Genomic DNA, 14,595 nt, shown 5'->3' with positions numbered 1-14,595 from the left:
GAAAGGACCTCGGTGCCCACCGAACGGAAGGAATCACTTCTCGGCGACCCTGGAAATACGACTCTGCAGGTCGGAGGCGCTGCTCTCGATCGTGGCGTACACGGTCTCGATGTCGGCATCGCCACCGTTCGTGCCGATCACGACCGCACCGGCCGCGTTGCCCGACAGGAACACGCTCGCTCCGAAGCTGCCGCTCTCGCCGAAATCGCTGCTGTCCATGGTCGAGACCACGGTCATGCCGCGTTCACCGATGCTGCTCTCGTCCCACAGGACCCGCCCCTCGGGGCCGTACTCCAGATCGAGATCGCTGACCACACCCGGTTCGGTGGCCTGCGCCCCGAACTCCTCCGCCGGGTCGAACTCCTCCTCCAGGATCTCCTGGAGCTGTTCCTCGGTGTCGGGGTGCTCCATGTCGAAGAGCTCGACGTAGAAGGAGACCATCAGGTCACCGGACTCGCCCTCGCACGACATCTCCCCGTAGGAGCCGTCGGAGGAGCCGCCCTCCGGGTCGAAGCCACCGTCGAAGGAGGGCGTCGGACCGAAGTCGGAGTCCTCCAGCGAGTTGCCCTCGAACAAGAGTGCGCAGTCGTCGGGCAGGGACACGTACTCACCACCGGAGGACGCCCACACCGCGATCCCACCGACCGCCGCGATCAGTACGACCGCGCCGATGGCGCCGCCGACGATCAGCCCGGTCTTCTTCTTGGGCTGTTCCGGGCCGCCGGGGCCCTGCGGCCCGTACCCGGGAGGCGGGCCCTGCGGCGGATACTGCCCGTGCCCGGCGGGCGGACCCTGCGGGGGCTGTTGCCCGTACCCGGGCGGCGGCCCCTGGGGGGCGAAGCCGGGAGGCGGGCCCTGCGGCGGTTGCTGCCCGTACCCGGGAGGCGGACCCTGCGGGGGTTGTCCGGGCTGCCCGGGCTGTCCGGGGAACGGTCCCTGCGGACCGGGCTGGGGCGGGGGCTGACCCATGGGGGTACCTCGTCGTCCTCGTGTCGGCTGCTGTGTGCCGGGATGTCCCGGTGAACTCCAGTTTTATCCGACACGAGAGACACCCGGACCCATACTCACGGTGATCGGTGTCATTGGCCGGAAGAGGCCGATGCCCGACCGATCGGACGCGCTCGCCATCCAGGGCGAGCTGCCGGTTCAAACCGGCGGCCAGAGTGCGCAACCGGTCCAGTTCCTCGTCCTCGTCGACTCACATGGGGATGGAGTACGGGACGAGCACGTCGGCGTTGCCGCTGCGAAGGGTGAAACGTGCCACTGCCTCCAGCCTCTCGGAACCGGGGCCGGTCGGTTCGGTGAGCAGGGCGATACCGCCGTCGGCCACCCTGACCGGGGCCCAGTCCAGGACGAGGTCCTGTTCCTGGTGGGCGTTGCGTCCGGCGGCCCGGAGTCGGCCCCGGCACGCCCACGGTCTCGGTCATGGCCCCGGTCTCCGGGCGGTCGGAACCATCCCATCGTGGGTTCGGCCTCCAAGGGGGTCTTCGTGAGGCACCCCGGTATGCGTCCCGGCCCCCTCTCACCGGCGGTTCACGGCCCGATCCGGCCGGCCCGCTCCGATTTCCGGGCGCCCTGGGCGCGGAACATGGCCGTTCGCGCGCCCCGTACCCCCGAAGCCGTCGACAATGGAGGACGTGAAAGGACGACTCCGCATCCACCTGGGTTCGGCACCCGGGGTGGGCACCACCCACCACGCCCTGACCGAAGCCCGCCGACGGGCCGAACGCGGCACCGACGTCGTGATCGGCGCGGTGCACACCCACCGCAGAATCCACACGTCGGCCCTGCTGCGTGAGCTCGAAACCGTCCCCGAGCACGCCTCGGGGGCGATGGACACCGGTGCCGTCATCACCCGCGCCCCCGAACTCGTCGTCGTCGACGACCTGGCCAGACCCAACCCGCCGGGAGCACCCAACCCGACCCGTTGGCAGGACGTGGAGGAACTGCTCGCCGCCGGGCTCGACGTCCTTTCCACCGTGGGCATCCACCACCTGGAGTCGCTGTACGACGTCGTCCACCAGATCACCGGGATACGTCCCGAGCACACCGTTCCCGACCGGGTGGTGCGTTCGGCGGAGGAGATCGAACTGGTCGACGTCACCCCGCAGGAGCTGCGCCGACGTATGGCCCACGGCGACCTGCACCCCGCCGAACGGGTGGACGCCGCCCTGGCCGACTTCTACCGCGAGGGCAACCTGGCGGCGCTACGGGAACTGGCGCTGTTGTGGACCGCCGACCGGGTGGAGGAAGGACTCTCCCGATACCGGGGCGAGCACAAGATCCGGGACACCTGGGAGGCCAGGGAACGGGTCGTCGTGGCGCTGACCGGCGGACCCGAGGACGAGACACTGATCCGACGGGCCGCACGGGTCGCCGACCGCTCCCGCGGGGGCCGTCCCCAACCCAGCGACCTGATCGCGGTGCACGTGATTCCGCCCAGCGGCCTGGGCGAACGGCCCACCGGCGAACTCCTGCGACAGCGTCGGCTGCTCGCGGAGCTGGGCGGCACCTACCACCAGGTGGTGGGAACGGACGTGCCGTCGGCCCTGCTGGAGTTCGCCCGGGGCGCGCACGCCACCCAGATCGTCCTGGGTTCCTCGCGCAGGCGCGCCTGGCAGTACGTGTTCGGTCCGGGTGTGGGCGCGATAGTGGCGCGTGAGTCCGGCGACATCGACGTGCACATCGTCACGCACGAGGAGGTCGGCGGCGGCCGGTGGCTGCTGCCCGCTCCGGGCCGGGGGCTGAACGAACATCGCCGCGTGTGGGGGTGGACTCTGTCGTTGATGGCCCCTCCGCTGGTCACGCTCATCCTGGCGCTGCCGTTCTTCTCGGAGGTCGGCCCGGCCTCCGACCCCCTGTTCCTACTGCTCATCACGGTGGTGACCGCCGCGGTGGGCGGGTTGCGACCGGCGATCGCCTCCGCGTTGTGGAGCGCGGTGCTGCTCACCGTGCTGTTGTCGCCGCTGCACGACAGACCCTCGGTGTCGGTCGACAACTTCCTGGCGATGACGGCGTTGCTCCTGGTCGGCTCGCTGGTGGCGGTGATGGTCGAGATGGCGGCCCGCCGCTCGGCGCAGGCGGTGCGCGCCCGCGCCGAGGCGGACGCCGTCGCGGTGCTGGCCGCGAGCGTGCTGGCCGGGAACGAGCCCCTACAGGCCCTGCTGCGGCGGATCCGGGAGACCTTCGGACAACGATCGGCGACCCTTCTGGAACGGTTGGACGACGACCGCTGGTATCCGGTGCACAGCGTGGGCGCCCCGGCGTGCGACTCACCGGAGGACTCGGACGCGCTGGTGACGGTGTCCGAAAGCATCGTCCTGGCGTTGCGGGGCCGGGTCCTGCCCGCCGCCGACCGCGGGGTGCTCAGCGCGTTCGCAACCCACGTGGGCATCGCCCTGGAACACCAGCGTCTGGCCTGGGACGCGGCGGAGGCCCGCGCCCAGGCGGCCGGCAACCGGATGCGCACGGCGCTGCTCGCCGCGGTCTCGCACGACCTGCGCACCCCGTTGACCTCGATCAAGGCGAGCGTGTCCAGCCTGCGCGCCACCGACATCGAGCTCTCCGACGAGGACCGATCGGAACTGCTCGAGACCGTCGAGGAGTCGGCGGACCGGCTGAACCGGCTCATCGGGAACCTGCTGGACATGAGCCGGGTGCAGACCGACAGCGTGGTGCCGCGGCTGCGGGCCGAGGACCTGGACGACGTGTTGTCGGCGACCCTGCTGGGGATTCCCGGCGACTCGGTGGTGGTCGACGTGCCGCACGACCTGCCTCGGGTGCGGGTGGACGCGGGGTTGTTGGAGCGGGCGATGGCCAACGTGGTGACCAACGCGGTGCGCTACAACCCCGCGCCCGGAAGCCCGGTGCTGGTGTCGGCCAGCACGCACGAGGGATACGTGCAATTGAGGGTGGTGGACCGGGGCCCGGGGGTGTCGGACGAGGCCAAGCAGCGGATGTTCGAGGCGTTCCAGCGGTTGGGCGACGCGCCCCAGGGCACAGGGGTGGGTCTGGGATTGGCGGTCGCCCGTGGTTTCGTTGAGGCGATGCACGGCACCCTGGCCCCCGAGGACACGCCGGGCGGCGGTTTGACGATGGTGATCACGTTGCGTGCGGTGACGCCGGATGACGAGGAAGACGAGAGGCGGGCCGATGCGGGTCCTGGTCGTTGACGACGACGTGCAGATCATCCGCGCGATGCGGATCAACCTGCGAGCCCGGGGTTATGCCGTGGACACCGCCGGGGACGGGGCGAGCGCGCTCCGTCTGGTGGAGGAGCAGCCGCCCACGGTGGTGTTGCTGGACCTGGGGCTGCCGGACATGGAGGGCGTGGAGGTCATCCAACGGCTGCGCGGGTGGACGCAGGTGCCGATCATCGTGCTGTCGGCCCGGCACTCGGCCGGTGAGAAGGTGCGCTGTCTGGACCTGGGCGCGGACGACTACGTGACCAAGCCGTTCGGAATGGACGAGCTGCTGGCCCGGATGCGCGCCGCCGAACGCCGAGCGGTTCAGGTGGAGGAGGCCCCGGTCGTACGGACCGAGGCCTTCGAGGTGGATCTGGGCGCCAAGCGGGTGCTGCGCAACGGCGAAGAGGTGCGCCTGACCCCCACGGAGTGGCACATCCTGGAGATCCTGGCCCGCAACGTCGGCCGTCTGGTGAGCCAACGACGCCTACTGCACGACGTGTGGGGCCCCGCCTACCAGAACGAGACCAACTACCTGCGGGTGTACCTGGCCCAGCTGCGCCGCAAGCTCGAACCGGACCCCTCCCGCCCCCGACACCTGATCACCGAGGCCGGCCGCGGCTACCGCTTCGAGCGCGACACCTGACCGGGATCCCGGTGCGTCGGGGCTCAGACGGGGACCTCGCACAGGTTCAGGAGCAGATCGAACTCGGGCGAGCCGACCTGACCTCGGTTGGCCTTGGCGACCGCCATGCATGGGGCGAACGCGCGTGCCCACTCCAGCATCCGGTCACCGTCCACCGCCATGGTCCGGGAGAGCACGCTCACGCGGCGCTCCACCTCGGCGATGTCGGTGGCCTTCCACAGGGCCCAGTCGACCGCGTCCACCGCGCCGTCGCCCAAGCAGGCGTGCGGGTCCAGGACCACCAGCCCCCGTGGGCCGCCGTCGATGACGTTGCCCGGGTGCAGGTCGCCGTGGAGGGGGACGACGTCGACGTCCCCGTTGGCCAGGTCACGGGCCTGGGCGCTGCCGCGGTGCATCAGGGCGGCGGGGACGATCTCGGCCGCGGGCCCCTCCAGGCGCTCTCGGCTCCACCGGTCGAAGAGGAACTGCACGCGCGCGGTGAGCGGGCGCAGCTCCATGCGCTGCGCCGGGCTCACCTCCACGCCGTGCAGCCGGGCGATGAGGCCGCCGATGGTCTCCATGGGCGGGACGACGCCGCCGGCGGCGACCGTGTCGCCCTCGACGCGTTCCATCAGGATGGCGCCGTGTCCGGCGTCGACCGCCCAGACGTCGGGCACCCTTCGGGAACCACCCCACATGCGCAACAGACCCGCCTCGGATACGGCCAGGCCGCTGTCCGGGGAGATCTTGAGGACTCCCTCGGTGTCGTCGGCGCGGCGGACGTAGAGGACGACGGAGGTACGGCCGTGCGGGGCCGGTCCCTCCACCGTGAGCCGCCACTTCGCGGCCAGCTCCTCGACGACCGCGGGCAGCCCGGCCAGCCAGTCGACGACGTGACCGCCGAAGCGCCGTACCAGCCGGCGACGTTGCGGTTCGTCGACGAACCGCGCTGTGACGTCGTTCATGGATCCACCTTAGGTTCGGCCCCCTCGGCGCCCCTTCGAGGTCCGAGCGTCGAGCCGCTTCGTCCGACCCGCGTCGAAAGGGAGGTCACCCGGACCGTCGCCGCACCGCGTGGGTGTCGACACGGCGGCGGAGAGCATGCTGCGGGTACGGGGAGTTCCCGCCCCTGAGGCACATACCCATCTCGACGGTCCGGGTAACGGAAATCTCGACGCTTCGTATTCTTTTCGTCATCGAGAGTGGTCGACCGTGTACATCAGGTGAGACGACCCTTCGCGGCCCGGTGCTGGGCCAACAGGGTGTCCACGACCAGGTCGGACGGCCACAGCGGCGCGGTGAGGGCGGTGACGTCGAGCTCACGGAGCAGGTCGAAGTCGGGGCCGTCCACCAGGTGCCAGGCGGCGACGGCGACGCGATCGCGCCCGTCACGGCGCAGCCGGTCGACGGCGTCGTGGACCGACGGCGCCCAGGTGCGCAGGTAGCCGACCTGGACCGGGGAGTCGAGGCGCCGGCTCAGCATCCGGGCCACGTCCATGACCACCTGGCGCTCCTCGGAGCCGGTGGTGCCGTCCGCGGCCAGGACCACACCGTCCTCACTGCGCCGACCGGACTCGGCGAGACGGCCGGCCAGGTCGGCGACGATCGAAGGGACCGCGCCGAGCGGTGTGGTCCGGCAGGAATCCTCCAGACGGGTGAGGTCGAGCCGGGAGAACATGTGGGAACTGGCGACGTCCCCACCGGCGACGAAGGCGGGGACCACCACCTTGGGTCCGCTCACGGAGCGGATCCTCTCGTCGACCTCGGCGGGGCTTCCGAAGGCCGCCGTGACGGGTACCTCACCTCTTTCGGCGACCGCTTCGGCCAGCCCGCGCAGGGCCTCCCGGCGCTGCGCGTCACGCGAATCATCGGCTACGAGGACCATCGTGGGGACCATCCATGGCTCCTTGGAATCGCTTCATGAACCGCCATCGCCCACCGAACGTAATGAGGTGTGGTTTCGGGGAGATTCTCCGGTGTTACGCGGAGGAAAACAGTGAGCAATGGCTGCTATGGTTATCACCAGGGGATTGATCGGTGAACCATAACAATCCTCTAAAACCGACGCCATGTCCACTTCTGAAAAAGTGGCGTCGATCGCCCTCTCCCCGCCCGGGCGCCCCCCGGAGCATCGACCAGAACCCCTACTGGTGGGGTTGATCTGTGAGAACCCCTTTCTTTCGGGGAAAACCCGTCGAGCCGCCAATCGACGGAAGTTGTCGAACGCCACACTCCCGCACCCGCCGACGAGGGCGAACACAACTCCACCGCGACTTCTCCAGAGAAATCACCCCATGTCCACGCAAATGCAAATGCACGGGTCATTTGCACGTGCCGCGGAATGAGCACGGGATTTCCTTCGGCCCGGGGACCTGCGATCACGCTCGGTGCACGCATCATCGACACCGCCGCGCACCCCCGGGAACCGCCGCCCACCCGACCGAAGAAACCGGCGACGAATACCATGTGCGAAAGTGCCACGTCAAGGGTGCGCGCTCCCCCATGCCCCTGTAACCGCACACCACTTGACGTGGGGAGACAGGGTGCGAGTCCGGTGTCATAACTTGCCAACCCGCCCCGACCGCGACCACACTTGAATCCGACGGGGGAGACTCCGTGAGCCTGGATCGTCCCGGTCCGTCCCCGTCACCGCGAGCCGGCGCCGCCGACAGGCGCACCTTCGCATCCCCCACATCCGTAACGACTCGCGACCGCAGAGCCGTCCAGACTGGAGTGAGCATGGTCGTCCACCCTCGGGTGCAGACGCTGACCCAGGCCTTCCTCGCCAATGCCGACCAGGAGGCCCCCGGCCTCGTCCAGGGCCTGTACCTGACCGGCTCGGTCGCTCTCGGCGACTTCCGCCCGCACACCAGCGACGTCGACTTCGTCATCGTCACCGAACGCCACCCGGTGGGGGAAGAACTCGACGCGCTGCGCCGCATCCACCACCGGACCGGACACCAGGTGCCCGCGCCGCAGTTCAACGGAATCCACGTCACCTGGGACGAGCTGGGACGCGACCCCTCCGAGTGCGGCCCCGTCCCCTCCGTCATCAACGGCCGCTTCCGCGCCCGCGCCACCGCCGACGTCAACCCGGTGACCTGGCACGTCCTGGCCGAACGGGGCGTCACCGCCCGGGGCCCCCACCCGGTCGAACTGGACGTGTGGGACGAACCCGAGAGCCTGCGCACCTGGTCCCTGGGGTCGTTGGACGAGCAGTGGCGCCGATGGCGGGAGAAGGCCGGGCGCCTGGTCACCCCCCGCGGCCTGGCCGTGCTCGGTTCCCTCGCCCCCTCCTGGAGCGTGCTGAGCGTGAGCCGCCTGCACTTCACCCTCAAGACCGGCGAGATCACCTCCAAGTCCGGCGCGGGCGCCTACGCGCTGCACGCCTTCCCCGAGCGCTGGCAGCGCATCGTCAACGAGTGCCTGCGAGTGCGTCGCGGGGCCCGGTCGCCCTCCCTGTACGAGAGCGCGCTGGCCCGTCGCCGCGCCGCCCTGGACTACATCGAGATGGTCCTGGACGAGTCATTGCGCCCCGGCCTGGCCACCTGAGCCCGAGCGCCCGCTCCGGCCCCTCCCGCGCTCCGGCCTTCGCTCTCGCGTCCCCCTCCGCCATGGCCCACGACTATTCTGGGTCGTATGACCATGCGCCCCATCGTCCGATTCGGCGATCCAGTCCTCGTCACCAAGACCACCCCCGTCACCACGTTCGACCAGCGTACGGAGAAGCTGGTGCGGGACCTGCTCGACACCGTCGACGCTCCCGGTCGGGCCGGGGTGGCCGCCACCCAGATCGGTGTGGGCTCACGGGTGTTCAGCTACGCCGTCGAGGATCGCGTCGGGTACGTGATCAACCCCGAGATCGTGGAGTTGTCCGAGGAGCTCCAGGACTGCGACGAGGGCTGCCTGTCCATCCCCCGACTCTGGTACCGGACCAAGCGCGCCCAAAGGGCCGTGGTCAAGGGCGTCGACCTGCGCAACGAGCCGATCACCGTGGAGGGCACCGGGCTCATGGCGCAGTGCCTGCAACACGAGACCGACCACCTGGACGGCATGCTCTACATCGACCGGCTCTCCCCCGAGGACCGCAAGCGGGCGCTGCGCGACATCCGCCATTCGGATTGGTTCCTGCCCGCGGAAAAGCCCGCGCCGACCACTTCGGTGCGCCTGCCCAGCGCCTTCGGCGGCAACGCTTGACCCTCCCTTGACCCGTGCCCGGGGCCGCCCCGGCCCCGGGGCCCCTCGCCTACCGGCCGGTACGTGCCGTTCTGGTCGTACCCCCCGGGTATCTTCGGACAGACCCCGCTCTCTCCTCCTCATCATCACGAGTCAACTCACAGTGCACATATCACCACGATCTCGTATGGTCGGCTGAGGTACCTCCGCCCCTCCCGTGACGGAAGACGGACCGTCCCCCGGGCATGGCCGACTCACTCAGACCATCGCCGGAGCTCACATGACTTCCACTCCTCGTAACGCCTCACGACGCGCCCTGCCCCTGGCCGCCGCCACCGTCGGCGCCGCGACCCTCCTGAACCTGTCCGGTGTGGCCCACGCGGACCCGGACGACGTGGACATCGACGAACTCACCGCGCGCGCCGATGAGCTCGAGGAGACCTACGACGGCGAACTGCTCCAGTTCACCGAGATCAAGGACCGGGTGGACGAGGCGGAGGAGACCCTCGAAGAACTCGAGGGGCGTCTGGAGAGCTCCCGGACCGGCGTGTCCGCCATCGCCGCCGCCCAGTACAAGAGCGACGGCTTCGACCCGACGCTGCAGATCGTGTTCTCCAGTGAGCCGGAGGACATGTTCGCCGACGCCGCGACCGTCAACTACCTGGGAGAGAGCCAGGCCGAGGAGATCACCGAACTCATCGACCTGCGCGACGATCAGGCCTCGGTCACCGAGGAACTCCAGAACGAGCTGTCGGAGGCCTCCGACCTCATCGACACCCTCGAGGAGGAGCGCGAGGAGGTCACCGAGCGCATCGCCGAGTACGAGGCGGAGCAGGTCCCCGAGACCCCCGGCGACGGCAGCATCCCCGACAGCGCCCGCGGCGGTGGTTGGGAGCAGACCCAGCCCCGGATGGCGGCCATTCGCGACGAGGTCATCATGGAGTTCGGCGCGCCCTTCCCCGTGGGCTGTTACCGCCCCAGCGCCGACGACCACGGTGACGGCCGGGCCTGCGACTTCATGATGAGCGCCAACGGTGCCGCCCCCACCGAGGCCAACCGTCAGTTGGGCACCCAGATCGCCGACTACGGCATCGCCAACGCCGACCGACTGGGCATCAAGTACATCATCTGGGAACAGCAGATCTGGCAGTCGACCTCACGCCAGTGGACGTTCATGAACGACCGAGGCGACCTGACCCAGAACCACTACGACCACGTGCACATCAGCTCGTACTGATCGGATCGTTCCTTCCGCCCCACACCGGTCACCGGGACCGGCGCAGGGCGAGGGGGACGACCGCGGCGAGGGCGACGGCGACCACCGCGAGCGCCGGCCCGTAGCCGAGCAGCTGGATCACCAGGCCCAGCCCGACCGAGCCCGCGCCGGTACCGGCGTCGTAGCCGATGTTCCACACCGCGCTGGCCCGGCCGTGCCCGGTGGGACCGGCGCGCTCCAGCATCACGGTGACGGTCTCGTTCTGCACCGCGCCGAAGCCCAGGCCGAACAAGGCGGCGCCCGAGAGCACCAGTGCGGCCGTCGTCGCGCCGGGGACGGCGTCGCCGTTGCTCCACAACCCCGCCGCGAGCAGTGCCATGCCCAGCACCGCGACGAGCGCCCCGGGCAGCAGCAGGATCGTCCGGCCGTGCCGGTCGAACAGCACCCCGGCGGTCCAACGCCCGGTCACCAACAACAGCGCGTACCCGGCCAGCAGGGCGCTGACCAGCCAGGCCGACTCCTCCAGGGGGATGGCGAGGAAGGTGACGATCCCACTGGCGGCCGAGGACAGCACCAGCATCAGCACCAACGGCGCGGCCAGGGCGGCGAACAGTGGCAGGCCACGAGGTGCCGGTCGTGTGTCCTCGGAGACCTGCCCCGCGTAGCGGAGCACGGCTCGGTTGCGGCCACCGTCGGCGAACAGGATCCCCGAGGACAGGACGGCGGCCACCACACCGCAGATCCCGGTGAGCCAGAACGCGGTGTCGAAGCCGAACCGAAGGGCGAGCGCCACCCCGCCGGGCAGGATCACGATCTGTGGCAGCCCCACGGCCAGCCCGTAGTATCCGGTGGCCCTGCCGACCTGGGCCGGAGGCACCAGACGGGCGGCCAACGCGGTGCCGGCCACGGTCACCATGCCGAACCCGATACCACGCACCGCCGACACCGCGACGAGCGCTCCGAGGTCGGTGGTGAGGGAGAACAACGGGGTCGGCAGGCCCATGATGAGAGCACCGACCGGGAACGCCCATTGGTAACCGGCGGCCCGATCCAGCAGCCAGGGCATGCCCAGCTGGGTCAGGACCGTGGTGAGCATGAAGACGGCCGTGGTGGCCCCGGCGCCGAACTCGCCGGCACCGCCGCGGGTGGCCCACAGGGGCACCAGCGGCAGGACCGCCGCGAAGCCGCACAGGCCGACCGCCGTGGCCAGGATGAGAAGGGTGAATCCGCGCCCCTTCAGCCCCGGGATGTCATCGGGGGAGGTGACGCTCCCAGAGGAAGAACCGGATCGGATCATCCCCCCTTTGTACCGGGGTCGACACGTACTGTCTAAACACCCTCTTCGCCCTGGTTCGTTCCGTTACCCCGGGTGACGCCGCTACCCGTCCCGCCCGGCGGTTCCCTCACGCGGTTCGTGGAGTCGTTCGTCGAGCCACACGCGCAGACGGGCCACCAGTTCGGAATCGACCGCCCGTTCGGCGTGCCCCATACCGGGGATGATCCACAGGTCCTTGGGATGGCGCGCCGCGTCGTAGATGGCCGTGGCGTGGGTGACGGGGAAGTAGGCGTCGGAGTCGCCGTGCACCACCAGAAGGGGCGCGGGCGCGACCTGGCCGGCGATCTCCCGCGGTTCGGCCGGGACGGGGTTCCAGTGCCGGTCGGTGACCCGGACCTTGCGGAAACGCCGAAGGACGGCCCTGCCCAGCGTCTTCTCGATGCTCAGGTGCAGCAGGCGCATGGCCCGGGTGCCCCGGTAGTACCAGCGGCCGGGGCCGCTGACGGAGACCACCGCGGTGCTTCCGCCGTAGATGGCCGCGTGGCGGATGGCCACGGCCGCACCCATGGAGAACCCGACGGTGGCGATCCGGTGGTAACCGAGTTCGCGCAACCGACCGACGACGGCCTCCAGGTCGTGGATCTCGGCGTTGCCGACGGTGCTGTGACCGCCGGAGCCGTGATGCCCTCGGAAGTCGAAGGTCATGACGTCGCCGACGGACATCAGTCCTTCGGCGATGCCCCGGGTGTGCGGGCTCTGGTGACTACCGGTGAAGCCGTTGGCCAGGACCACGGCGGTGGTGCGGGGTTCGCTGCCTCGCAGCAGAACGGCGTCGATCCCCACACCGTCGGAGGTGGTGAGCCGGTAACGGTGCTCCCGCGGACGCGCGGTGTGATGGTCGGTGGTGTCGGACACCGTTCCATCGTGCCCGATCAACTCCGGTCGGTGGGTCCCGACCCCGGTGTGTCGTTACCGGGCCCGTACCGTCGGTCGATCCACTCCTCCGGGTGGAATCGTCCTCCGTCCTGGTCGCGGCCGGTCCCCGGGTAGGGGTTCGGGTCGTCGGAGAGGAAGTCGCCCGGGGCGTGCCCGGGCGTGGGCGGCGGGCCGCCGAACATGTCGCCGGACCCCTCCCCTGGGCCCGGCGAGCCGAAGGGCGGAGCACCGTAGGGAGAACCCGGGATCGGGCCCTGTGGCGCACCGGGGGGCGGGCCCTGCGGCGGTCGGGGCTCCCAGGCGTCGGGGGCCGAACCCCACGAGCCGGGCTGCGGGCCCGTTCCGTAGCCGCCGGGCAGCGGGTTCGGAGCACCCGGCGAAGGTCCCTGCCGGTGAGACCGCTGGGGCGGCATGGGCGGCTGCGGGGGTCCGGGGTGCCGGGGCCGAGGCTCCCGGCCGTCGAGGCCTGGTCGTCCGTCTCCGAGACCGTCCGGCGTGCCCGGAGCGCCGTAGGAGGGCCCGGGAGCGCCGGGGGGTGGACCCTGCGGAGCGGGCGCTCCGAGGAGTCCGGGACTTCCGAACGGCGGGGTGCCCGCGGGCGGACTCTGTTCCGGCGTCACCCCGGTGGCCTCCTGCGGCTCCGGCGCGGATTCGACCGCCTCGAACTCGCCGGTGTACCCCTCCTCGTACTCGTCGTCGTAGTAGTCGTCCTCGTGGTCGCCGTACTCGTCGGCCTTGGCCAGCTCCGAGGCCGGCGGGAAGACGATCGAGCGCAGGTTGAGGGCGACGTGCACGAGGATCGGCACGACGAGGCTGCCCGTGCCCAGATACAGGATGGTGAAGAGCGTGCCGGAGAAACCGGCGCTGACCAGCCCCCACCAGCCCTGGTAGAGGTGGGCCAGGGAGAACAGCACCACCGACAGGACCGCCGCGATCCACAGCGGCACGTCCATGCTCGCCATCAGGACGATGAACAGCCCTCGGTAGAGCAGTTCGGCGAACACACCACCGGTGACCGCCATGCCCGCGGCCAGGGCGCGTTCCCTGGGAGTGCGCGGCAGCAGCAGGTGTTGGCGACGGCCGGGCTCGGGCAGTGTCATGGGTTTGGCGGGCGCCCGGCGGCCGCGGTGCCCGCGGTGGCCCTTGCGCCCGCGCGGCTCCTCCGACGCACCGCCGCCCCCCTTCTTCTTGCCGAACTCCGGCAGCTTCTCCAGGACCGGGTACCGCTCCTTGGTGGGCACGCCGTTGACCAACAGCCAGAAGGCGAGCAGCGCCACCAGACCACCGAGGGCGCCTCCCACGATCGGACCCCACGCGTCGGGGAACCGCAGCCCGAGGTCGACCGCGTGCAGATTCGGCGAGGTGAGCACCACCGTGAGCACGAGTACGCCCCACAGGACGTGGACGCCCATCGTGACGGCGTACAGCAGTTCCAGGGCACGCCCATCGCCCTCGCGGCGGGACAGCCACGAGAACGCGCGTCTCCCGAGGAACGGCTCACCGATCGCCGCGAAGAACAGGAGCAGGACCGTCAGCAGGGTCCCGGTGATACTGAACTGGGGAAGAATCTCCGACCAAGGCACGGGGCACAGCCTAGAAGAACATCTCGGGTCATAGCGCCCCGAAGCAGCCTTCTGTGGATGACCACCGGTCCTCCTCTTGTGATCAAGCCGGTGAACGGCGACCGTAGAGGGTGTCACAGGTCACACTTTCGGTGGTGGCCCTGGAGACCACCACCCGGACCCCGAAGGGCTGGGTAGCAGGGATGGCAGATCGAACCGTAGCCGTACCGAGGGCCGACAGGCCCCAGAACATCCGCAACGTCGCACTGGTCGGCCCGACCGGGGCCGGCAAGACGAGCCTGGTCGAAGCGCTCCTCCTCGCAGCCGGGGAGATCCGACGCCCCGGCAGCGTGGAGGAGGGCACGACCGTCAGCGACCACGACGACGTCGAGATCCGCCGACACCGGTCCGTCCACCTCACCGTGAGCCCGGTGATGGTGGACGGGGTCAAGGTGAACCTGCTGGACACCCCCGGCTACGCCGACTTCATCGGGGCGATGCGCGCCGGCCTGCGCGGCGCCGACGCCGCCCTGTTCGTGATCTCCGCCCTGGACGGGGTGGACGGCCGCACCCGACTGCTGTGGCGCGAGTGCGCCGCCGTGGGCATGCCACGGGCGGTG

13 protein-coding genes are annotated in these 14,595 nt (G+C 70.3%); 6 read left to right on the top strand and 7 right to left on the bottom strand.

From position 1 onward, the window contains the following. Positions 1-33: 33 nt before the first annotated feature. The gene (locus K8V84_RS04720) at positions 34-969 is read right to left on the bottom strand and encodes a hypothetical protein (RefSeq protein ID WP_304070878.1); all 936 of its coding nucleotides are present in this window, start codon (positions 967-969) and stop codon (positions 34-36) included. Positions 970-1,198: 229 nt separating this feature from the next. Further along, positions 1,199-1,330, bottom strand: a complete 132-nt coding sequence (locus K8V84_RS04715; RefSeq protein ID WP_304070875.1) for a hypothetical protein — start codon at positions 1,328-1,330, stop codon at positions 1,199-1,201. 298 nt (positions 1,331-1,628) lie between these two features. On the opposite strand from K8V84_RS04715, the gene K8V84_RS04710 reads away from it, so the two are divergent. Beyond that, entirely contained in the window at positions 1,629-4,172 is a 2,544-nt protein-coding gene (locus K8V84_RS04710; RefSeq protein WP_304070873.1) for an ATP-binding protein, read from the top strand. Beyond that, positions 4,153-4,830 (top strand): response regulator transcription factor, encoded by a 678-nt coding sequence (locus K8V84_RS04705; RefSeq protein ID WP_304070871.1) that lies wholly within the window; start codon positions 4,153-4,155, stop codon positions 4,828-4,830. Before K8V84_RS04710 ends, K8V84_RS04705 begins: the two co-directional genes overlap by 20 nt. A gap of 23 nt (positions 4,831-4,853) precedes the next feature. Here the strand turns inward: K8V84_RS04705 and K8V84_RS04700 are convergent, their stop codons facing one another. Further along, on the bottom strand, positions 4,854-5,774 hold the full coding sequence (locus K8V84_RS04700; RefSeq protein ID WP_304070870.1) for an aminoglycoside phosphotransferase family protein: 921 nt from the start codon (positions 5,772-5,774) through the stop codon (positions 4,854-4,856). 254 nt (positions 5,775-6,028) lie between these two features. Next, positions 6,029-6,706 (bottom strand): sirohydrochlorin chelatase, encoded by a 678-nt coding sequence (locus tag K8V84_RS04695; RefSeq protein ID WP_304070869.1) that lies wholly within the window; start codon positions 6,704-6,706, stop codon positions 6,029-6,031. Positions 6,707-7,548: 842 nt separating this feature from the next. Between K8V84_RS04695 and K8V84_RS04690 the strand changes: the two genes are divergently transcribed. The 3 genes from K8V84_RS04690 to K8V84_RS04680 all read left to right on the top strand — a co-directional run bounded on the left by K8V84_RS04690 (position 7,549) and on the right by K8V84_RS04680 (position 10,222). Next, positions 7,549-8,361: an aminoglycoside adenylyltransferase domain-containing protein gene (locus K8V84_RS04690; RefSeq protein WP_304070867.1), complete on the top strand. Its 813-nt coding sequence runs from the start codon at positions 7,549-7,551 to the stop codon at positions 8,359-8,361. An 87-nt stretch (positions 8,362-8,448) separates the two neighbouring features. Then, the gene (gene def / locus K8V84_RS04685) at positions 8,449-9,006 is read left to right on the top strand and encodes a peptide deformylase (protein WP_304070865.1); all 558 of its coding nucleotides are present in this window, start codon (positions 8,449-8,451) and stop codon (positions 9,004-9,006) included. Between the two features lie 259 nt (positions 9,007-9,265). Then, on the top strand, positions 9,266-10,222 hold the full coding sequence (locus tag K8V84_RS04680) for a hypothetical protein (RefSeq protein ID WP_304070863.1): 957 nt from the start codon (positions 9,266-9,268) through the stop codon (positions 10,220-10,222). A 28-nt stretch (positions 10,223-10,250) separates the two neighbouring features. Here the strand turns inward: K8V84_RS04680 and K8V84_RS04675 are convergent, their stop codons facing one another. The 3 genes from K8V84_RS04675 to K8V84_RS04665 all read right to left on the bottom strand — a co-directional run bounded on the left by K8V84_RS04675 (position 10,251) and on the right by K8V84_RS04665 (position 13,996). Beyond that, complete coding sequence (locus K8V84_RS04675; RefSeq protein WP_304070862.1) at positions 10,251-11,498, bottom strand: MFS transporter; 1,248 nt, start codon at positions 11,496-11,498, stop codon at positions 10,251-10,253. A gap of 81 nt (positions 11,499-11,579) precedes the next feature. Continuing rightward, positions 11,580-12,392 (bottom strand): alpha/beta hydrolase, encoded by an 813-nt coding sequence (locus K8V84_RS04670; RefSeq protein WP_304070861.1) that lies wholly within the window; start codon positions 12,390-12,392, stop codon positions 11,580-11,582. Between the two features lie 17 nt (positions 12,393-12,409). After that, positions 12,410-13,996, bottom strand: coding sequence for a CPBP family intramembrane metalloprotease (locus K8V84_RS04665; protein WP_304070859.1), 1,587 nt, complete (start codon positions 13,994-13,996; stop codon positions 12,410-12,412). Between the two features lie 182 nt (positions 13,997-14,178). On the opposite strand from K8V84_RS04665, the gene K8V84_RS04660 reads away from it, so the two are divergent. Continuing rightward, a partial coding sequence (locus tag K8V84_RS04660) for a GTP-binding protein (protein WP_304070857.1) occupies positions 14,179-14,595 on the top strand: 417 nt, incomplete at its 3' end.

Origin of the sequence: Nocardiopsis listeri (assembly GCF_020741345.1) — a bacterium.
GTDB lineage: Bacteria > Actinomycetota > Actinomycetes > Streptosporangiales > Streptosporangiaceae > Nocardiopsis > Nocardiopsis listeri_A.
This window is presented reverse-complemented; position numbering and strand designations above follow the sequence as displayed.

Bases quoted from the DNA above. Each gene is read 5' to 3' on its own strand.
- K8V84_RS04720 (WP_304070878.1), bottom strand. From the start codon at position 969: ATGGGTCAGCCCCCGCCCCAGCCCGGTCCGCAGGGACCGTTCCCCGGA.
- K8V84_RS04710 (WP_304070873.1), top strand. From the start codon at position 1,629: ATGGAGGACGTGAAAGGACGACTCCGCATCCACCTGGGTTCGGCACCC.
- K8V84_RS04705 (WP_304070871.1), top strand. From the start codon at position 4,153: ATGCGGGTCCTGGTCGTTGACGACGACGTGCAGATCATCCGCGCGATG.
- K8V84_RS04700 (WP_304070870.1), bottom strand. From the start codon at position 5,774: ATGAACGACGTCACAGCGCGGTTCGTCGACGAACCGCAACGTCGCCGG.
- K8V84_RS04695 (WP_304070869.1), bottom strand. From the start codon at position 6,706: ATGGTCCCCACGATGGTCCTCGTAGCCGATGATTCGCGTGACGCGCAG.
- K8V84_RS04690 (WP_304070867.1), top strand. From the start codon at position 7,549: ATGGTCGTCCACCCTCGGGTGCAGACGCTGACCCAGGCCTTCCTCGCC.
- def (WP_304070865.1), top strand. From the start codon at position 8,449: ATGACCATGCGCCCCATCGTCCGATTCGGCGATCCAGTCCTCGTCACC.
- K8V84_RS04680 (WP_304070863.1), top strand. From the start codon at position 9,266: ATGACTTCCACTCCTCGTAACGCCTCACGACGCGCCCTGCCCCTGGCC.
- K8V84_RS04675 (WP_304070862.1), bottom strand. From the start codon at position 11,498: ATGATCCGATCCGGTTCTTCCTCTGGGAGCGTCACCTCCCCCGATGAC.